This is a genomic window from Amaricoccus macauensis (genome assembly GCF_049800915.1).
Classification (GTDB): Bacteria; Pseudomonadota; Alphaproteobacteria; order Rhodobacterales; family Rhodobacteraceae; genus Amaricoccus; species Amaricoccus macauensis_A.
Window position 1 is genome coordinate 25,470 of the sequence record NZ_JBNAFY010000002.1, and the last position, 19,495, is coordinate 44,964.

The window sequence follows — 19,495 nt, forward strand, 5'->3', positions numbered from 1 at the left end:
GATGCTGTCGGTTGAAAACATGAACCTGCACTATGGTGCGGCACAGGCCCTCAAAGGCGTCTCGGTCATGGCCGAACCCGGAAAGGTCACATGCGTTCTCGGGCGCAATGGCGTGGGCAAGACATCTCTGATGCGGGCGGTGTCCGGGCGCTGCCCGATCTCGGGCGGCAAGATCATGTTCGATGGCAAGGACATCAGCAGGATGCGCTCCGATCACCGCGCGCGGGCCGGTGTCGCCACCGTGCCGCAGGGCCGCGAGATCTTTCCGCTCCTCACGGTGAAGGAGAATCTCGAAACCGGGTTCTCGCTCCTGCCGCGCGGCGAGAAGAAGGTGCCCGAGATCGTGTTCGAGCTTTTCCCCGTGCTTAAGGAAATGCTTGGCCGCCGGGGCGGGGACCTTTCCGGTGGGCAGCAGCAGCAGCTTGCCATCGGACGCGCGCTGGTTACGCGACCGAAACTCCTCCTGATGGACGAGCCGACCGAGGGCATTCAGCCCAACGTCATCCAGGACATCGGCCGGGCGATTTCCTTTCTGCGCAAGCAGGGCACCATGGCGATTGTTCTGGTGGAGCAGTATTTCGAATTCGCCACCGAACTCGCGGACCACTATGCCGTCATGGATCGCGGCGCCATCGTGCTCTCGGGCCGGAAGGGCGAAGTGGACGAGGCCGAGGTCCAGCGCTGGATGACGGTCTAGGCTCGGCCGGGCCGGCGGCGGACTGGGGGTTGGCGCAACAACGGCTGTTCGACGCGGTTTATGGTGAAGTTTCTGCGTAGATCTGCCGGGTGCCCCTGCATCGACGATGCGCCAGCCCGTCCGGTCGGGCCGTCTAGGCTCGGCGCCTTCGGCTTGTCCCGTGCCATTGCATCCAGCACCGATGACGCGTCTCGGGAATTGGCAGGAATGTCCCCACTGTCGGCTACTGCCTAAGTGAACGTCCGCAAAAGAAAAGCGCGCGATGGTCCAATCGTCGCGCGCCTTCAAGATCTCCCGCGAGGGCTGGCGGTTTCAGGGCCATTGCCGAGGTGCGCAACAGGGCGCGTTTACTTGGGATAGACCCTGGAGCGTGTGTGGGTCGGAATGGCCGTGTCGGTTTCTCCGCCGATGCGTTCACCTGTCAGGCGATCGAATTCGCCAGTGGCCTGGCCCACGACGCCGCCCGCGGGCGTTTGCGGTTCATCGGCATGCAACCCCTCTGGCGTTCCTATCCTTTGTCCCGTGAGGCGGTCGAACTCACCCGTGGCACTGCCCGCGCCACCAAACTGACCGACCGTATCGTAGACGGGCTTTGCGCCTTGTGGCTCGGCGTCGATATCGATCGCCTCATGGTCGAGAATGCCGATGATGCTGGTTTCCGTTCCCGTTGCGATGTCCGCGACCAGCAGCAGTGTGCAACCGCGCTCGATGCCCGCGGCGTATCGACTACGGTCCTCTTCGGGCAGGGGAAGATCGGCAATATCCGCCTCCCGTGCCTCGCTTCGCAAGGTGATCGCGGTGGCCGGAATTCCGACGGATTCGAGCCGGGCAGCGGTTCGCTCCGCGGCGTATTCGTCGCGGTAAAGCGCCGCGATGGTCGATGTTCTGGACGTTGTGACAGTCTGCACTTCGAAGCTCCAATGGTGTGACATTGAATGCGGCGCTATCAGCGGTGCCTCGATGGCATCCGAAGGCGCCTGCATTCGGATGAGCGTTAAAGTCGCGAACGGCTGGGGAGGTTCCATGCCTGCGGACCTCGCTCAATCACTCTGGCGTGTGATGTCTCCTCGAGAAAATCGCGGAGCGTTGGAGGGGCGTCTGTGTGTTAATCTCCGGGCAACGGGTGCGGAAATTATCTGCATGGAATATGCATGAAATATGCATAAAAGCTGCATGGCAAATCGGGGGCAGGGCATGGCGCGTCTGGCAGTCGTGACAGGGGGCAATACCGGCATCGGGCGCGACCTGGTCAAGGCATTCGCCGCGGATGGCTACGAGGTCGCATTCACCTATGTCGCCGATCCCGACGCCGCCCATTCCCTCGAACACGAGGTCACCGCCACCGGCTTCCCCTGCGATGCCGGCGATGAGGAAGCGGTTCCAGCGCTCTATGAGACGCTGCGTGAGCGTTTCGGGTGCGCCCCGGATGTGCTTGTAAACAATGCAGGAATCCAGACATGGGCGCCGCTTCTCGAGCTTTCGGTCGAGCGTTGGGATGCGGTGATGCGCACAAATCTGCGCGGCTGTTTTCTCAACACGCAGGCCGCAGCGCGCGAGATGATCGCCGATGGCAAGGGCGGCGCCATCATCAATATCGGCTCGGGCTGCAACAAGGTGGCCTTTCCGAATCTTGTCGACTACACCGCTTCCAAAGGCGGGATCGAGCAGTTCACAAAGATTTCCGCGGTTGAACTCGGGTCCCATGGAATAAGGGTCAATTGCGTGGCCCCCGGCGCAATCCTGAACGCCCGCACCGCCGAAGAATCGCCCGATTATGCGGCGCGCTGGTCGCGGATCACGCCGCTCGCGCGCGTTGGCACCGGAGAGGATATTGCAGGGCCGGTACTGTTTCTCGCCGGTCCGGCGGCCTCCTTCGTCACCGGTCAGACACTTTGGGTGGACGGTGGGTTGTTCACCCGCGCGCCTTGGGCAGACGAGGTCTAGAAAGACACTTCTTTTCAAATGGATCCGTGCGCAGCCTCCGGATGCTCCGACATGAAGTGGTGCAGCGTCTCGTAAAGCTCACGCGCCCGTTTCAGGTCATTGGCGTGCAATGCGCCGCGAATCTCGTCACAGATCATCCGTTGCACGGCCTGCGGCCCCTTGTGCTGATGCATGAGATAATCTGCCATTGCAGCCGCGGCGACCATACATCCGAGATATTCATGCTTCTCGATAAGCTCGACCTCGTCGGGACTCAGATCCGTCATGTCCACGATTTCCTCCGGTGTTATCATGATTCAGCCTCCCCATTGCTGAATTAGTATCCTCCCAAAACCTGAGTCGTGCCATGACTGGCATCAAGGAATTAACTCTTTGGTAACCTCACGTTTGACGCAAGCGGGCCTCCGAGTGCATTTTCAAAGCGGGGAATGGATGGGGTTTGGTGATGATTTCCGGGATTCGGATGGCTTTCTTGATGTCTGCGCTGTTTTTTGTCGCGGCATGCTCTGGTGGCGATCGCGTGATCAAGCCGGACCAAAGCGGCGGGAGCAAGGCGGACGGTGTCGTCTCGATGTCATCGACGGTTTCGCTGTTCCACCCTTTCGAACCGGACTGGAACGTGGCGCATGAGGGCGCTGCAACACGCTGCCGGTCCTGGGGCTACAAATCGCAGCCAACCTTCACCGGCACACGCGAATTCTGTCAGGCCTGGGACAAGCACGGGCGCTGCATGGAAACGCAACTCACCCGCTACTATGAGTGTCACGGCTGAAAGTCGCTCTACGGGAGCGCGACATAGCTTGCGCCAATCTCGCGTAGCAACTTTCGACGCATGGCATCTGCATAGTCTTCGTAGCCATCGGCAACTTCGACAAAGGCTCCCGGGCCGAAAATGACTTCCTCGCGGTAGTATGGCACCGGCGGGGGGAGATCACCGGCAATCACCAGCGCGTTCACGGTGATTCCCGTCATATCCATCGCCCTGTAGGCGCTTGCCGGGGGGAATCCGTCATTGTTCACGCCATCGCCGGCAATATCGATCACCTGACGAACACAGGTTGCTGGCGTATCTTGCAGTCTTAGCCGGGCATGAGTGAGGGCATAGCCCAACGCCGTCGGAAATTCCGCGACGGTTCTTTCCCTGGTCCGGATACGGTTTGCTGCCGCGTCTATTAATTGACGGCTGTCGATGAATTGCCACTCAAGCCAGTCATACTGCTGGCGCGTTCCACTCCATTCGAAGGCCGTCAGCCAGATGCCATTCTGCGCCTGGATTGCACTCTTGACGCTCTCATCCGTGAGCGCCCGTGCCAGTCCTTCCCGCTGAAGTTCATATTCCCGAGCATCCACAGACGCGGAAACATCAAGGGCGAGTACAAGTGAAAGAGCACATGCCTCCACGAGCGAAGGGCCCGCAAGGCAGCAGGGTACCAGAAATGGAAGGAATCCGCAGGCAATCTTTCGAACATACCTCATGCGAAACGAGTTTGACGCCTTGCCTCGCGTCAGGTCAATCACGGGCTGGAGCAGCGTCCTCCACGAAAAGCTTTGCCTTCGATCGTCCGCCCCAATCATCGCGCTCCAGCCGGCCCGCAAAATGGATCGGTCGATCTCTGAGCCCGTTCAGGGTTTCGCCGAAATCCGACTCGAATGCGCCGAAGGAAATAGCTTCGAGCCTTCCACCCAAGGAGTCGCTCAAGGTCAGTGAGAGATGGCTCTCACCGACCGGACGGAACCGGGAGATGCGCGCATCCGCAATCGCAACCCTCGGCGCCGGTGCCGACATTCCGAATGGTCCGGCCTGAGCGATGGCCTCGGCCGCATCCAGTGTCGCGCCCCCAACCCCAAGGACCCCCGAGATCTCCATCTCGTCCTGAACCTCGGGCGCCGCGCCGGCTTCGGCAATCAGCTCCTCAAGCCTAGACATGGCCGGCCCAAGTTGCGCTTGGGTGAGGCTGAGCCCGACCGCAGCTTTATGACCGCCGCCCTTTTCGATGAGCCCCTCGTCGCGCAGGCGCGCAATGCACGCTCCCATGTCCAGGCCTCCCGCGGAGCGCCCAGAGCCCTTTCCGGCCTCTCCGTCAAAGCCGATCACAATGGCTGGTCGGCCAAACGCTTCCTTGAGGCGCGACGCAACGATCCCCACGACCCCGGGGTGCCACCCCTCGCTGGCGGCCCAGATGAGGGGGCCGGGTTCGCCGCGCGCCTCAACCTGATCGAGCGCCTGGTTCGCAACGGCAGCTTCGAGCGAGCGGCGCTCGGTGTTAAGCCGGTCGAGACGCTCCGCGAGTGCTGCCGCTTCATGATGATCGGCGGTCGACAGCAGCCGCGCCCCGATATCGGGTGCTCCGATCCGCCCTCCCGCATTCACCCGAGGCCCAAAGACAAAGCCGAGCGTATGGCAGGTGGGGGCCGTCTTCAGCTTCGCAACAGATGCAAGCGCCGCGATCCCGGGTCGGCCGTGCTCGGACATGACCGCAAGGCCCTGTCGGACAAAGGCCCGGTTCAGCCCTTTCAGCGGCGCTACGTCGGCAACTGTTGCGAGGGCTACAAGATCGAGGAGCCCGAGAAGGTTCGGACCATTCTGACTCTCGGCGCGCATCAGTCGATTGACACCAACGAGCATGAGAAAGACGACCGCCGCAGCGCAGATATGCCCGAGACCACTGTCATCGTCATGACGGTTCGGGTTCACCACCGCGATGCAATCCGGCATGGTTTCGCCTGCCAGATGGTGATCCAGTACGATTACGTCACATTGAGCCGCAGCAATTGGATCGTGGCTCAGTGTCCCGCAGTCCACACAAACGATCAGGTCGTGCTCGCAGCCAAGACGTTCCATGGCGGGCGTGTTCGGACCGTAGCCCTCCTTGAGGCGGTCAGGAATATAGAGCGTCGGGCGGATCCCGAGATGCCTTAGCCAGCAGACCAGAAGGGCGGCCGACGCACCACCATCCACATCGTAGTCGGCGAAGATCGCGATCCGTTCGCGCTTCTTCACCGCCTCGTGGAAGCGTGAGGCGGCCTTGTCCATGTCCCGCAGGCTGGACGGGTCCGGCAACAAATCCCGAAGGGTTGGAGCCAGAAACCCAGTGGCCTCGCCAGGGGCGATCCCGCGACGTGCAAGGATGGTGGCAAGTATTTCCGGGATGCCGCAAGTTTGCGCAAGTGCGAGGGCATGACGTTCTTCATCCGTCGTGGCTCCAAGCCAGCGTCGACGCATGAGAGAATTTTCAACATTGAGACACAGCGGGCGTTCGGTCATGCAGAGGTCTTTGCCCGGAAAGCTGCCCGCTTTCCAGTGCAGATCCGCGCACGAGCGCGCAACATCTCCGCAAGGTGTTCAGATCCCCAGAAGTGGCTGAATGAGGCGGGGCAACATGCCCGTGAAACGTAGGGGCGAGTCAGTCGCAGCGAGGCAGATGCACGGGTCCCCCGGACCCGCCTGCGGTTTGTGGTCGCAGCCGTCGTCGTCTTCGACCTCAACGTCGCCCACCTGGTAGCAATTGCGACCATCGTGGAAACTGCCCTGCAGAACCAGCGTCATTTCCAGTCCGGAATGTCCATGTTCGGGCACAGCCATTCCGGGCGGGATATAGAGAAGACGCAAGGATCCCTCCGGGGACTTGTCCAGAACCTGCTGACGTATGCCACCCCCGAGCGGTCGCCAACGCGGCGCGTTTCCACCCAGTGCCGCCATAACCGGGCCGGGATATATCCCATCGGGGCGACTGCGTGATGGCGACTCGGGCATCGGTTCGAAATCATCGAGTTGGCTCAGCACACGCTCCCTAAGGCCCTGGCTGACTGTCGCCGGTTCAAGCCGGTCGACCACCGCTCCACCAAGAACCTCGAGAGCCTCCATGTAGGCTCGGCATTCGTCGCACAGTGAAACATGTGCTGCGACCACGACCGAGAACGGGTGCGGCAGCGTGCCGCAGACATAGGCTTGGAGCAGATGCTCCGGAATATGATGCGATGCGACCTTCATTCCCTATCGCAAGTCCTTCAGTTCATGCCGCAGCCGTTCGAGCCCGAGCCGGATGCGTGATTTGATCGTTCCAAGAGGCAAGCCCGTTTCCGTGGATATCTCCCGATGTGTCAGCTCGCCCAGATAGGCCTTCTCTATTATGGCCGATTGCTCCGGCGCGAGATTGCCGAGCGCTTCGCGGAGCCGCCGGGCCTCCTGATCCAGCGCCAGAATCATGCCTGCATCCGACTGGGCTTCCGGTTCGTTGGCGATTTCGTCTGGAACCGGTCGTCCCTCGCGGCGCGCCAAGTCGATCCGCCTGTTCCGGGCGATCCGGTAGATCCATGCCGAAGCCTCCGCGCGGTGCGGATCGAACTGCGATGCCTTTCGCCAGACCGAAAGCATGACATCCTGCAGGACGTCTTCCGCGGCACCACTGTTGAGACCGGTCTTCATAAGCATCGCCTTCAGTCGCGGCGAGAAGTGGTCGAACAGTTTTGCGAAAGCTGTTCGATCCCGTTCGTCGCGCACGGCGAGTAGCCAGATTGTCGCATCCGATAGCTGATCGGGGCGTGACGTTTCACAGTCCATACTCCTTAATTGCATGCCCTGCTCGGGCATGGCTACAGCCATTTAAGCCTACTCGTGACCATCTGGGTTTCTGCCAGACCATGTTTCGTTTCGGTGACTCTACGGTTGCCCCTTCGAATTGGATCAATCGACGTACATGTAATGTGAAACGATTGATGCCGCGGCCAGACAGGGTGAGGCCCAGCCAATCCGGAGATTCCGGGTGATGTGCTTCTCGAAATAAAGCTGGAACGGATCAGGCGTCGGAGAAGAAGCCCGGACCGGCGCGTTCCCGCAAGATGGCGGCTGCTTCCGCGCCCATAGCAGCACCGTCTTCGACGCTTCCTGCGATGGAATGAGAGAGGCATTCGGATCCGCTCGGCCGGAGAATTTCGCCCCGAAGCGTCAGCCTGTCACCATCAAGTATTGCAAGCCCGCCGATTGGTGTCTGGCATGACCCGTCGAGTCCCGCGAGAAATGACCGCTCCGCCGCGAGGCGCCTGCCGGTCGGGCCGTCGTGGATCGGTGCGAGGAGATCTGACACGCGATCATCGTCGAGCCTTTGCTCGATACCGATTGCACCCTGCGCCACAGCGGGGAGCATGTCGTCCTCGGAAATTGGCGTGGTGGCGATTTCGGTCATTCCGAGTCGCCTGAGCCCCGCCATGGCCAGGAAAGTGGCTTGAGCCACGCCTTCCCGGAGCTTTCGCAGCCGGGTCTGGACGTTTCCCCGAAACTCCACGACCTCCAGATCGGGCCTGCGGAACTTGAGCTGTGCCTTGCGCCGCAGGCTCGACGTCCCGACCACGGCACCTTCCGGCAGATCGGCAAGCGTCAGGCCGTCGAGACTAATAAAGGCGTCGCGAGGGTCTTCGCGGGGGAGATAGCAGGAAAGACCCAACCCATTGGGCTGCTCCACCGGCATATCTTTCATGGAATGAACGGCAATGTCGATTGCGCCCGAAAGAAGGGCTTCCTCGATTTCCTTGGTGAAGAGACCCTTGCCACCGATTTCCGACAGGGGCCGGTTCTGCACCCGATCGCCGGTCGTCTTGATGGCCACGATCTCAAAGGATTCCTCAGGCAAGCCGTGCTCCGCCATGAGACGGTCCCGGGTTTCATACGCTTGTGCGAGAGCAAGCGGGCTGCCGCGGGTTCCGATCAGAAGGGGGCGCTCGGGCATAGGAAGGTCGGGGGTCATCTCGGGCGGGTTTCGCTTTTCATTCCGGCACGCATGGGTAAGGTCGCGCGACTTCATGCGCAAGGCGGAAAGCTACGATGGCCGGACCAGAGAAAAAACTGTTGAGAGCACTCCGCGGAGAAAGCTTCCCCGTACCGCCCGTGTGGATGATGCGTCAGGCCGGACGTTATCTGCCCGAGTATCGCGCGACGCGGGAAAAGGCGGGCAGCTTTCTCGACCTCTGCTACAATCCAGACCTTGCGACCGAAGTGACCTTACAACCGATCCGGCGATACGGTTTCGACGCGGCGATCCTCTTCGCGGATATCCTGCTGGTGCCGCAGGCGCTGGGTGCGGATCTTACCTTTGTTCAAGGCGAAGGTCCCCGGTTGTCGACCGTCACTTCGGCTCGGGACCTTGAGCAACTCAGACCTGCGGACGAGATCCACGAGACTCTTTCACCCATTTACGAGACGGTTGCACAATTGCGGGGCGAATTGCCGCCGGACACCCCACTGATCGGATTTGCGGGCGCGCCGTGGACCGTGGCGACCTACATGATTGCCGGTAGGGGAACACCGGATCAGGCTCCCGCGCGGCGCCTTCTCTATTCCGATACTCAGACTTTCGATGCTCTAATCGACCGGATTGCCGAAGCGACGACCCTTTATCTTCTCGAACAGATCAAGGCTGGTGCGGAGGTTATCAAGATCTTCGACAGTTGGGCCGGCGCGCTTCCCGGCCCGTGGTTCCGGCGCTACGCGATCGAACCCGTTGCTCGTATCATCGGCGATCTCCGCAAGGCCTATCCGGACGTTCCGATCATTGGCTTTCCGCGCGGGGCGGGGGCAGGCTACCTCGCTTTCGCCGAGGAAGCGGGTGCGCAGGCGATTGCGCTCGATACGTCGGTCGATCCCGACTGGGCGGCGAAAGCCCTGCAGACGCAGATGTGTGTTCAGGGCAATCTCGATCCCCTTCTTCTGGTTGAAGGGGGAGAACCACTTCGTAAGGAAACGGCGCGTATCAAGCGCGGTTTTGCGGGCGGACCGCATATTTTCAACCTCGGCCACGGCATCACGCCCCAAGCGGATCCCTCTCATGTTGATCAGATGCTCGAGGTCATCCGCAACGATGCTTGACCTTGCTCCAAGAGAAGCAGTCAGCCTAGGTGTGCCAGTAGTTGAATAGAGCCAAACCGATCGGTCCGAAGTATTGCGCGACCGTCGGCTTGAAAATTGATCCAGAATTTACCGTTGTTGATTTCAGTCGGGTTGTCGCGAGGCGATTAACGCTGAAATCCATGGATTTACATTGCTTTCTTCGCAGAAATGACTGTGACATTTATCATATGTCGCACCCGTGCGTTTGTGGGAACTTGCGGGTGAACCGGCATGGGTCGTCGCCATCGGGGCGCGAGGGCCGGAAGGGGTTTTGAAATGTTTGGAATGCACGATCCGGACCTTGAGGCAACACGCGAAACAGGCGCCAGCCGGACAGTTTCTGCGGAAGACGCAGTGCTGCAGCTAGCCATTGCCTACAAGGGCTCGCGCGCGCTTCATGTTGCAACCCGGCTCGGAATTCCCGATCTGCTCGTCGGCGAGCCCAAATCCGCCGAGGATCTTGCTCCGCTGGTCAAGACGCCGGTTGAAACGCTCCAGCGCCTGCTTCGCGCACTTGCGGCGTATGATGTCGTCAACGAAACATCGGATGGTCGGTTCACCATCGGGCGGCTGGGGGCCTGTGTCCGGTCCGGCGGTTCGAATGCCGTTCGCGACCTGGTGCTGATGTTCGGTCACGACGATTACTGGCAGACGTGGGGAGAACTCGGCAATTGCGTATCCACGGGCGATCACGCTGCGAAGCTGCTTTTCGGTGTCGACAATCCCTTTGCTCGCTACTCTGCGGATCCCGAAGTCGGCCCGGTTTTCAATCGCGGCATGGTCGCAATGTCGGCCTATATTTCGCCAGCGGTGATAGAGGCTTATGATTTTTCCAAGGTTTCATGCGTCGTGGATGTTGCCGGGGGGCGCGGGCGCCTGATCGCGGACGTTCTGGATGCGGTGCCGCACCTCGAAGGGAAACTGCTCGATCTTCCTGCAACGCGAGGCGGGGCTGAGGAACTTCTGACTGCGACGGGTGTCCGGGAGCGGTGTGAGATCATTTCGGGAGACATGTTCGCGGATATTCCCGAGGGCGGTGATCTCTACATGATGAAGACGGTGCTGCATGATTGGGATGACGAGAAATCCATTGCCATCCTTTCGAAATGCCGCGAGGCCATGTCCGCTCGCCCTAATGCCAGGCTGCTGATTGTCGAGCAGATCCTGCCAGAGCGGGTTACACCGGGATTTGATGCGCAAATGCATGTACTTGCGGATCTCAACATGATGGTGCGGACAGGTGGTTTCGAGCGCACCGAAGCGGCCTTTTCCGAGCTTCTGGAGAAAGCCGGGATGGAACTGGTGCAGGTCATTCCCACCCGATCCTTCTTCAGCCTGCTTGAAGCTCGCCCCGTTTGAGGGGCACGAGGATCTGCCTGGCGGGACACTAAAAGGCTGGTCCGTATAGCCCCGTTCGCTCGCCCGTAAGGTGGCCTTGGTGCCCTTCGGTAACCCGCGAAACGGGACTGAATCCGCGTATGGATTCGATATGGAAACGGTATGGTAAACGTATGGCTCCGCGGGAGGAAACTTGCGCATCGAGGGCCTGTCGGGTGACCCTAACGGGATCAGACCTGACGCGAAAATCACGCCCGAGCGGCTGGTGCCGGGGCATGTGACGCATCGCGTCCTGTAAATTTCGCGCAATGGGGTCGCAAGAATGGATCGTCCGTTAACTCGGAATTGGGGAAGTTCGTCGTGGCCCCAGGGCTGATACGCTTGAGGCAAGGCTTGGCTTGAACCGGGCGCCTTCGGTTCGAGGCAGGATGCCGGATGTGTGCGGCAGGCCAGTGCCGCATCGGGCGGAAGTCATATCAGATGCCGATTGTGCCAAAGACCCCTTCAGTCGGACATACCATCCGGAAAGGATCTGATCGTACCGACAATCGGAAGCGAGATTTTGGGCTCAAACTCTTTCAGCTCGAACGCTCTCGCTCCTGACCCGCAGGCGTATGGGCGGTTTCCGGTTGTGAACCCGCCAAACGGCGTTCAGGCGGGGACGGAACCGCCACGCACGAGCCGGGTCACGCGGACCGCTACGGCTTCGCAGTAGGCGCGCTCGGATCGTGTGAGGTTCGGCATCCTCGCGGCTTCCCAGGCCTTGCCATCCGCAAGTTTGCCAAATTTGGAAATCAGCGCCTCAGCGGTCTTGGCGACCGCGCTCTGGTACTGCTCCGGCTCATCAAAGATTGGTTTCATGGCTCGTCTCCTATCGAAACACCGGGAATCCTGCCTGTGCCCGGATAACAAAACAATAATACCTTGCAATGTAAGTTAACAAAGTTACCCAAAGGTGGCGGTTCTGCCAATTTATGGCAAACCGCCTCGCGCCACGCGCGAAAAATACGCCTTTAGTGGTAGAGCCTATTCCGCCGGCGTGCGGAGCATGGAAACGACCTTGACGGCCACGGCCTCGCAATAAGCCTTTTCCGCTTCGGTCATGGAGGGATGGCGCGCCGCTTTCCAGGCTTCGTTTCCGGCCTCTTTTCCAAACCTCGAGATGAACGATTCGGCTGTCTTCGTTACTGCCGCATCAAAGTGTTCGGGATCTTCGTAAATCGGTTTCACGGCCTGTCTCCATGTGGTCGCAATTCAGATAGTGTGTAGCGAAGAGAAACGGAAGGTTAACACGGACGCGCCGGTCTGCTGCTTTACCTCATGAGCGCAATCTGGCGCTTATTTGCCACATCATCGCAATAGGGCGCTTTGGGGCGGCCTGCCTCGGGAGCGCGGCGTTCGTTGCATGGCGCGGCGAAACATATTTTTGAAGCTGACTGGAAAATACCCCGGTCCCGTGACGGCGGAATGACGCTGCTGTCACGCAGGTTCTGGTTAATGGGTTCTGTCAGCACATGGGGTGCGCGCATCGGCGGTACTGGCGAGAGGGGAAGAGCATGACGAGTATGGTGAAGACGATTGCATTTGCGTTGCTGCTCATCGCGGCGTCCGGGCTGGTTGCGGAAGCGTGCGACGAGAAAGCGGAGAAGGCCGACCGTGAGGAGCCGGAAGCCCGGCATATTCCCGTCAAGTCGGCGGGTGGCAGTTCCGCAGTGCGACTGGGTGTGGCCGAGGGAGAAAGCGGGGCGATTCGCCCGCGAGCCCGCGATCATTGTGAAGACGTGGAAGAGCGAGGTGTTTGCGTTCGCGACGGGATCTGAAACCGGCCCGTCCCGGGGTGGGGACGGGGCATGGCCCGTGCGAGACGAGTGACTGGTGTGGTTGTGACGAATGTGAGGGGTGAGGCGGAGGCCGTCCGAATGGGCGGCCTCCGTTTGTTTCCGAATGGTGCATCCGGTGTTGGGCGGTTGAGCCTTGTCCTTTGCCGCGGTGGCGTGGGGGCCCAGCCAGTTTGCCGTCCGAGCCGCCCTTGCTCTAGACCAGCCCCTCCGTTTCGATATGGATGGGTTCTCCGCAATGCTTGCAATGTATCGCATCGGCATCGTGCAGTTTGAGCCCGCAAGTGCTGCATTCCTCGATGACCTTGAGCGGACGGAACAGCACCTGGGCGAGACGCAGGAAAAGCGTGACGCCGATGATCATGACCGCGACCGAAAGCAACCGGCCCGCTGTGCCTGTGAGGATCACGTCACCATAGCCAGTGGTCGTGAGGGTCGTGACGGTGAAGTAGAGCGCGTCGGCGTAGTTCCCGATGTCGGGATTCACGTCATGCTGTAGCGCATAAATCAGCCCGGTCATCACGAAGAGGAAGACGGCGAGATTGATCGTCGCGCGGGTGACGATCTCATGCATGCGGAAGAACGGGAAATCCTTCCGCAGCCGTGCGGCCAACTGATAGGTGCGCAGGAGCCGCAATGTCCGCAGCACCCGCAGGAAACCCAGCGCCTCGCCGGTCACGGGGGCCAGGAATGAAACCATCGAGACGACATCCGCGATGCTCGCCGGCTGGAGGAAGAAGCGGACCTTGCGATAGGAGATCAGCCACCGTGCGGTAATGTCGGTGAAGATCACGAGTCCGAAAATCAGATCAATCGTCTCGACGATGTGATTTGGCCGGACGAAGGACGTGGCGACGACGAAAACGATCGTGATCAGGTCAAAGGCAATCAGCCCATACCGGAACTTGTGCGCTCTGGGCGTCGCGCCGTCGTAGAGCTCGCGCAGGAGATCCAGCCGCTTTCGCGGCCGGTCCCTCTGTTCTGTGGTGTCAGCGTTTGTCGAAGCGCACCTTTACGTAGGACCCCGGTGCGGGCTCGACCACGCCGAGCTTCTTGCCCGGCTCGCGGGCCGCGATCTCGCGCCCTGAACGTTCCTTGAGCCAATTGTCCCAGTCCGGCCACCAGCTTCCCGGTGTTTCCTCGGCGCCCTCGATCCAGCTGTCGAGCGACTCCTGGGACATGTCGGGGTTGGTCCAGAACTGGTATTTGTTCTTGTCGGGCGGGTTGACGACACCCGCAATATGGCCGGATCCGGCGAGCACGAAACGCACATCGGCCTTGGTCATCTCCTTGGCGCCCCGGTAAACGGAATGGGCCGGCGCGATGTGGTCCTCCTTTGTGGCCACATGGTAGACGGGCACCTTGATGTCGGAAAGCTTCACGTTCTCTCCGGCCACGACCAGTTCATCCTTCGCGAATGCGTTCTTGATGTAGAACTGGTCGAGATAGAAGCCATGCACCCTGGCCGGCATGGCGGTGGAGTCCGCATTCCAGAACAGCAGGTCGAAGGGGAAGGGTTCCTTGCCCAGCATGTAGTTGTTGACCATGTAGCCCCAGATGAGGTCGTTCGCCCTGAGCATGTTGAAGGCTTCGGCCATCTTGTTGGCGGGCATGTAGCCCTGGTCCATCTCCTCGTCGATCACGTTGAGTGTCTGGTCGTCGACCAGAATCTGCAACTCGCCCGCGTCCTCGAAATCGAGCTGGGCGGTGAAGAAGGTGGCCGAGGCCACGCGGCGATCGTTCTTCTTGCCCATATAGGCCAGAAGGTTGCCGGCGAGCGTGCCGCCGATGCAGTAGGAGGCCACGTGGATCGAGCGCTGGCCGGTTTCCTCGCGCACCTTGTCGATGGCGGCCGAGGCGCCATCGAACATGTAGTTTTCCCAGGTCTTGTCCCTGTGGCGTGCATCCGGGTTGACCCAGGAGATCATGAAGACCGTGTGGCCCTGCTCGACGAGCCATTTGACAAGGCTCTTTTTCGGGTTGAGGTCGAGCACGTAGTATTTGTTGATCCAGGGCGGGATGATCAGCAGCGGCTTGGCGTGGACCTTCTCGGTCGTGGGCGAATACTGGATCAGCTGCAGGATGTCGTTCTGCCAGATGACAGCGCCTTCCGAGACGGCGGTGTTCTTGCCGACCTCGAAGGCGTCCATATCGGTCTGGCGGATCAGCAGCTTGCCCTTGCCGCGTTCGAGGTCCTCCAGCATCATCTTGAGACCGCGGACGAGGTTGTCGCCCTTCTCGTTGAGCGTGGTCTCCAGCACTTCGGGGTTGAGCGCGAAGAAGTTCGCCGGATTCATCGCCTCGACGAACTGCCGGGTATAGAAGGCGGCCTTCTTGCGTTCCTTCGGGGGCAGGTCGCCGACGGAGTTCACCGTGTCCTGGATCCAGCCCGAGGCCAGCAGGTAGGATTGCTTGAGGTAGTCGAAGACCGCGTTCTCGCTCCACTCCTTGTGGGCGAAGCGCTTGTCGGCCTTCATCATGTGCGGCAGTTCGATATGGTCGGGCACGTCCTTCGCGCCGAGGAATCGGAGCATGGAGTGTTGCCAGAGCGCCGATTGTTCGGCCCAGAACTGGATCGTCTTGTCGGCCACATCCTTCGGGTTGTCCCACATCGTCCGGTATAGCTCGGCGAATGTCGGGAAGGTGTTGAGCGGATCAGCGTGTTTCGGGGTCCCCTTCTGGATCTGGGCGGCCATGAAGGTCTGCCAGATCTGGCTCGAGATATCGAAGACCTCGGCCAGGTTGTGCGCGACATGCTGGCCTTGCTCCGCGAGCGTGTCGAGTTCCTGGTTGTCACTCATGCTGCGTTTCCCCCTCCTAATTTTCTCGCGCCGAAAAACGAGCTCCCGCACAGATCATACAGTTGCGCGGGTTGATTGCCACGATCAATGCGCGGCCTGTCAGCCCGTTTTCGCGGCTGGGTTGCGACCAACCTGGATATTCAGCACGAGCAGTGCAACCGTGGTACATGCCCCAATGGCGTTGACGGTCAAGGAAAACGGCCAGATGCAGGCGAGCCCGGCGGCCAGGGCAAGCGCGCGCAGCAGCCAGCCCATGGGTGTCTCCATGCAGCCTTGGAGGGCCGCGGCAATCGCATAAGTCCCTATGACGGCAAAGGCAAAGACCTGAAGCGCCGCCATCCAGTCTCCGCTCAGAAGTGGCGTGTAGGCAAAAAGCACGGGTGCGATGTAGAGGCCCTTGGCAAGTTTCCAACTCGCTATGCCGGTTGCCATCGGCTTCGATTCCGCAATCGCTGCGGCGGTGAAGGCGGCAAGGCAGACCGGCGGCGTGACGTTCGAATCCTGGCTCAGATAGAAGACGATGAAATGCGCGGAGAGAAGTGCTGCGAGCGCGGCCTCCGGGCTCACCGCCAGTTCGCGCAGCGGTGCCGCGATCTCCAGTGGCAGGCTCGTCACAAGGGCAATGGCTTCCGAGCGCGGCATGGGGGCGACGAGGCTTGCGGCGGCTTCCGGATTGGCCAACATGATGATGGGCTGTGCCGCCTGGGGCAGGGTGCCGCTGGCGATCGCGTCGATGACCGCGAGATCGCTGATCATGCCGGCGAGGGCAGGCGCGGAAAGCGTTGCAAGCACGATATAGGCGGCGGTCACGGGCAGACCCATGCCGAGGACGAGCGAGGCGATCGCGACAAGAACGATGGCTATCAGGAGGCTTCCGCCGGCCCAGTTCGCGATCATGAGGCTGAAGGTGTTGCCGATGCCCGCGGTCGCGATCACGTTGACCACCAACCCGACGGAGCAGAGCAGGATCGCAGAGGTCACCATGTTGCGCGCCCCAAGCTCGAGCGCCTTCAGGACACCCTTGGGGCCCATCGGCCGCTTTGTCAGCCAGCTGGAAACGATGACGGCGATCACCCCGAATACGGCGGCATAGGTAGGGGTGAAGCCGCTGACCAGAAGCCAGATCAGCAGTCCGACGGGAAAGATGAAGCTTGCGCCGCCATCTCGGAGCGCCATTCGCAGCGTGCGGCCTTCGGTCGGGATGGGTTTGAGATCAAGTCTCTTGGCTTCAATCCGCACGAAAAAGGCCACGGAGAGGAAGTAGAGCAGGGCAGGAAGAGCGGCCACCACCACGATATGCTCGTAGGAGATCTGGGTGAAGCTCGCCATCACGAACGCGCCCGCGCCCATGATCGGTGGCATGAGCTGTCCGCCGGTGGAGGAGGCCGCTTCGACGCCGGCCGCGAATTTCGGCTGGTATCCGGCGCGTTTCATCAGCGGGATCGTGATGACGCCCGTGGAGGCGGTGTTGGCGATGGCGGAGCCGGAGATGGTTCCCGTCAGGCCGGAAGCGATCACGGCGATGAGGCCCGGCCCGCCCGTCAGCTTGCCCGCGACGACACGTGCCAGGTCGATCACGAAATCGCCTGCACCGGACTGGATCAGGAAGGCACCGAAAATGATGAAGAGAAACACATAGGTGGAGGAAATGCGGGCAATCGAGCCGAAGAGCGCATCGTCACCATAGACCGAGCGAAAGAAGAGTGTTTCCCAGGAGAGTCCCGCGAAGTGAAACACGCCGCCGACCCATTGGCCCCAGAGCACGACGTAACTCAGCGACAGGAAGATCAGGATCGGAATGACGATGCCAGCGGCACGGCGCGACAGTTCCATCGCCCCCAGAAGCACGACGGCGCAGGCGGTCCAGTCCAGCGGTGAGAGGCGCACGCCGCGTTCGTAGATCGCATCCTCGGCGAGCGCGAGATGAATCGCAGCCGCGGCCACCGCGATGCCGATGAAACCATCGATGATCAATGGCCAGTTGCCCCGCGCCCGTCGGCCAAAGCCGGGGTAGAGCAGAGCACAGAGCAGGGCAAAACCCGCGAAATGCGCCGCGTTGCGCTCCAGTTCGGATACTTCCGGGAAGATCGCGAGAAAGAGGTGCGCAATGGAAAGGAGTATGGCCAGGCCGGAAACGGCCAGCCCAAGCCAATGCGGCAAGGGGCGGGTGAGGGAACTCCCCGCCTCGTTGATTGCGTCATCTACGGATTTGCCCACGCGCGCGCTTCCCGACAGGTTACGACCGGGCAAAAATCAGGGCTTCAGCCTGTCGGGAATCTCGACACCAGCTTCTTCATAGTAGCGCACCGCACCGGGATGCAGCGGAAGTGGAAGCCCCGCAATCGACTTCTCGAGTGCCATCGCCTTCGTGGCCGGGTGGATCGCCTGCAGGAAGGGCAAGTTCTCGTAGATTGTCTTGGTGATGAGGTAGACGTTTTCCTCGGATACGTCATCGCGCACAGCCAGGAAATTCGGCTGGGCAATGGTATCAATGTCCTCTTCCTGGCCGGGATAGGTTCCGGCCGGAATGACGAAGCGGGTCCAGAGATCCTTGCCGCCATCCGCCTTAGACATTTCCTCGTCGGTGATCTCGAGGATCGAGACACTGTCGCCCGCGCTTGCCATGAGTTGGCTGATGGCGCCAGCGGGAACGCCTGCGGGAATGCTGAGCCCTTCGATCTGCCCGTTCTGCAGCGCTTCGGCCGTCGGGCCGTAGCCGCCCTCGAACAGGTCGAAATCATTGAATGCATCGAGGTCGAACCCGGAGAGGATGGTCGCGTTCGATCCCATCGTGCCGGAACTGCGTGCGCCAAGGCCCACGGCCTCACCCTTGAGGCTCGCGAAATCGCTCAGCGTGCCGTTCTCGACGTGATCGTTGGAGACGACGAAATGCTCGACATTCTGCCACAGCATGCTGACGGAGCGGAGATTTTCCTGCGGGCCGTCGGCTTCGAGCGGTCCGGTGCCGCTGGCGGCATAGAATCCATACAGGCCCTGGAGAATGGCGAATTGCGCCTCGTTCTCACGCAGGAGGCGGATGTTCTCGCCGGAGCCGGCAGAGTTGATCGCCGACATTCCGATGCTTTCGCTGGGTTCGAGCTTGACCTTGATGAGGGTCGAGAGCGCGACGCCCACCGGGTAGTAGGTGCCGCCCGTGGTCGCGGTGGCAAGGATGTAGCTGGCCTCTTCGGCCTCTGCAGGCGTGGAAATGGCAGTCGATGCCGCAATTGCCGCGGCTGCGGCGACGGAAAACAGGTGCTTCATGTAACTCCCCCCAGGGACGGCTTCGGAGAACCGTGTTTGTTTGAACGGCATTAGTTCAAAGCAGATGGCGCAAGTCAACGGCGCTCAACTTCAGGGGGGTATGAGTTTTGCGGGGGTAGCGTTGGTCGCTGATTTCCGGACAGCGTCCGTACTCTCATCGAGGTGGTCCGTCACTGACGGGCGGGCTTTCTACCCGCCTGTCAGTGTGCTCTTGTGTGGCCTTCTCCTGTCCGCGTATCGCGCGCGGATGCTGGCGCACGCATGGCTCAGGAGCCGTAGACGGCGGCGCGAGCGATCGAGCGTGCTTCGGAGACGTTGATGCCGAGATCGTTGGCTTCAGCCGGCGAGAGGCTGCGAAGTTCGCGGACGGTGCGGTTGTAGTGTGCGCGCTTGTTCAGGAAGCGGCGGAAGGAGCTGAGAGACGTCATGTGTCTTTCCTCGAGTTGGGTTTTCTGTCACCGGAAGTTCGTTTCCGATGACCCCTATATCGGGCTTGGATGCCGGATGAACAATTGCCGGTTTCTCAAGGTCGTCATGCACGTGCTGCAATGCAAAAGGTGCGGCTCGGACACATGGGAGGAAGGCTCAGCTGAATTCAAGATGCTGATATAAATTGGAAATGCACGCAACGTGACATTACGGTAACGATTGCGTGCATGATTGCTTCAATTTGAGGGGAGCTCCGGAATTGCGCCCGGTGAGCGCCGATCTTGCGCCAGGCGCATGCCTTCCG

At 60.9% G+C, this 19,495-nt stretch carries 20 protein-coding genes; 6 read left to right on the top strand and 14 right to left on the bottom strand.

Annotation, left to right across the window (positions count from 1 at the left end):
- Position 1 precedes the first annotated feature (1 nt).
- A complete protein-coding gene (gene urtE, locus ACP15W_RS04365) occupies positions 2 to 697 on the top strand; it encodes an urea ABC transporter ATP-binding subunit UrtE (RefSeq protein ID WP_424931636.1) in 696 nt (231 codons plus the stop codon).
- Positions 698 to 1,044: 347 nt separating this feature from the next.
- Here urtE and ACP15W_RS04370 read toward each other — a convergent pair whose 3' ends face one another.
- Positions 1,045 to 1,605, bottom strand: a complete 561-nt coding sequence (locus tag ACP15W_RS04370; protein ID WP_424931637.1) for a hypothetical protein — start codon at positions 1,603 to 1,605, stop codon at positions 1,045 to 1,047.
- A gap of 286 nt (positions 1,606 to 1,891) precedes the next feature.
- Between ACP15W_RS04370 and ACP15W_RS04375 the strand changes: the two genes are divergently transcribed.
- Positions 1,892 to 2,641 carry an SDR family NAD(P)-dependent oxidoreductase gene (locus ACP15W_RS04375; protein ID WP_424931638.1) on the top strand — a complete coding sequence of 250 codons (750 nt, stop codon included), beginning with the start codon at positions 1,892 to 1,894 and terminating at the stop codon, positions 2,639 to 2,641.
- A 14-nt stretch (positions 2,642 to 2,655) separates the two neighbouring features.
- On the opposite strand, the gene ACP15W_RS04380 is transcribed toward ACP15W_RS04375, so the two are convergent.
- Positions 2,656 to 2,934, bottom strand: a complete 279-nt coding sequence (locus ACP15W_RS04380; RefSeq protein WP_424931639.1) for a hypothetical protein — start codon at positions 2,932 to 2,934, stop codon at positions 2,656 to 2,658.
- 182 nt (positions 2,935 to 3,116) lie between these two features.
- Between ACP15W_RS04380 and yecR the strand changes: the two genes are divergently transcribed.
- Positions 3,117 to 3,413 carry a YecR family lipoprotein gene (gene yecR, locus ACP15W_RS04385; RefSeq protein ID WP_424931640.1) on the top strand — a complete coding sequence of 99 codons (297 nt, stop codon included), beginning with the start codon at positions 3,117 to 3,119 and terminating at the stop codon, positions 3,411 to 3,413.
- Between the two features lie 8 nt (positions 3,414 to 3,421).
- Here the strand turns inward: yecR and ACP15W_RS04390 are convergent, their stop codons facing one another.
- The 5 genes from ACP15W_RS04390 to hemC all read right to left on the bottom strand — a co-directional run bounded on the left by ACP15W_RS04390 (position 3,422) and on the right by hemC (position 8,382).
- The gene (locus ACP15W_RS04390) at positions 3,422 to 4,159 is read right to left on the bottom strand and encodes a DUF1194 domain-containing protein (protein ID WP_424931641.1); all 738 of its coding nucleotides are present in this window, start codon (positions 4,157 to 4,159) and stop codon (positions 3,422 to 3,424) included.
- Positions 4,152 to 5,864: a single-stranded-DNA-specific exonuclease RecJ gene (gene recJ / locus ACP15W_RS04395; protein WP_424931642.1), complete on the bottom strand. Its 1,713-nt coding sequence runs from the start codon at positions 5,862 to 5,864 to the stop codon at positions 4,152 to 4,154. Before recJ ends, ACP15W_RS04390 begins: the two co-directional genes overlap by 8 nt.
- 120 nt (positions 5,865 to 5,984) lie before the next feature.
- Positions 5,985 to 6,632 carry a ChrR family anti-sigma-E factor gene (locus tag ACP15W_RS04400; protein WP_424931643.1) on the bottom strand — a complete coding sequence of 216 codons (648 nt, stop codon included), beginning with the start codon at positions 6,630 to 6,632 and terminating at the stop codon, positions 5,985 to 5,987.
- Positions 6,633 to 6,635: 3 nt separating this feature from the next.
- Positions 6,636 to 7,202: a sigma-70 family RNA polymerase sigma factor gene (locus tag ACP15W_RS04405; RefSeq protein ID WP_424931644.1), complete on the bottom strand. Its 567-nt coding sequence runs from the start codon at positions 7,200 to 7,202 to the stop codon at positions 6,636 to 6,638.
- Between the two features lie 235 nt (positions 7,203 to 7,437).
- Positions 7,438 to 8,382, bottom strand: coding sequence for a hydroxymethylbilane synthase (gene hemC / locus ACP15W_RS04410; RefSeq protein WP_424931645.1), 945 nt, complete (start codon positions 8,380 to 8,382; stop codon positions 7,438 to 7,440).
- A gap of 77 nt (positions 8,383 to 8,459) precedes the next feature.
- Between hemC and hemE the strand changes: the two genes are divergently transcribed.
- Both hemE and ACP15W_RS04420 read left to right on the top strand, forming a co-directional pair.
- Positions 8,460 to 9,500 carry a uroporphyrinogen decarboxylase gene (hemE, locus tag ACP15W_RS04415; protein ID WP_424931646.1) on the top strand — a complete coding sequence of 347 codons (1,041 nt, stop codon included), beginning with the start codon at positions 8,460 to 8,462 and terminating at the stop codon, positions 9,498 to 9,500.
- Between the two features lie 375 nt (positions 9,501 to 9,875).
- On the top strand, positions 9,876 to 10,880 hold the full coding sequence (locus ACP15W_RS04420; protein WP_424931647.1) for a methyltransferase: 1,005 nt from the start codon (positions 9,876 to 9,878) through the stop codon (positions 10,878 to 10,880).
- 630 nt (positions 10,881 to 11,510) lie between these two features.
- Here ACP15W_RS04420 and ACP15W_RS04425 read toward each other — a convergent pair.
- Positions 11,511 to 11,720 carry a hypothetical protein gene (locus tag ACP15W_RS04425; RefSeq protein WP_424931648.1) on the bottom strand — a complete coding sequence of 70 codons (210 nt, stop codon included), beginning with the start codon at positions 11,718 to 11,720 and terminating at the stop codon, positions 11,511 to 11,513.
- A gap of 165 nt (positions 11,721 to 11,885) precedes the next feature.
- Positions 11,886 to 12,089, bottom strand: a complete 204-nt coding sequence (locus ACP15W_RS04430; RefSeq protein WP_424931649.1) for a hypothetical protein — start codon at positions 12,087 to 12,089, stop codon at positions 11,886 to 11,888.
- Between the two features lie 326 nt (positions 12,090 to 12,415).
- Here ACP15W_RS04430 and ACP15W_RS04435 point away from each other — a divergent pair, with 326 nt between their 5' ends.
- A complete protein-coding gene (locus tag ACP15W_RS04435; protein WP_424931650.1) occupies positions 12,416 to 12,679 on the top strand; it encodes a hypothetical protein in 264 nt (87 codons plus the stop codon).
- Between the two features lie 214 nt (positions 12,680 to 12,893).
- On the opposite strand, the gene ACP15W_RS04440 is transcribed toward ACP15W_RS04435, so the two are convergent.
- From ACP15W_RS04440 to ACP15W_RS04460, 5 genes are all read right to left on the bottom strand, one after another.
- Positions 12,894 to 13,652: an ion transporter gene (locus ACP15W_RS04440; RefSeq protein WP_424932275.1), complete on the bottom strand. Its 759-nt coding sequence runs from the start codon at positions 13,650 to 13,652 to the stop codon at positions 12,894 to 12,896.
- 34 nt (positions 13,653 to 13,686) lie between these two features.
- On the bottom strand, positions 13,687 to 15,498 hold the full coding sequence (locus ACP15W_RS04445; RefSeq protein ID WP_424931651.1) for a PHA/PHB synthase family protein: 1,812 nt from the start codon (positions 15,496 to 15,498) through the stop codon (positions 13,687 to 13,689).
- 99 nt (positions 15,499 to 15,597) lie between these two features.
- Positions 15,598 to 17,715 (bottom strand): TRAP transporter permease, encoded by a 2,118-nt coding sequence (locus tag ACP15W_RS04450; protein ID WP_424931652.1) that lies wholly within the window; start codon positions 17,713 to 17,715, stop codon positions 15,598 to 15,600.
- Positions 17,716 to 17,751: 36 nt separating this feature from the next.
- A complete protein-coding gene (locus tag ACP15W_RS04455; RefSeq protein WP_424931653.1) occupies positions 17,752 to 18,762 on the bottom strand; it encodes a TAXI family TRAP transporter solute-binding subunit in 1,011 nt (336 codons plus the stop codon).
- Between the two features lie 266 nt (positions 18,763 to 19,028).
- Positions 19,029 to 19,190 (bottom strand): DUF1127 domain-containing protein, encoded by a 162-nt coding sequence (locus ACP15W_RS04460; protein ID WP_424931654.1) that lies wholly within the window; start codon positions 19,188 to 19,190, stop codon positions 19,029 to 19,031.
- Positions 19,191 to 19,495: the final 305 nt, after the last annotated feature.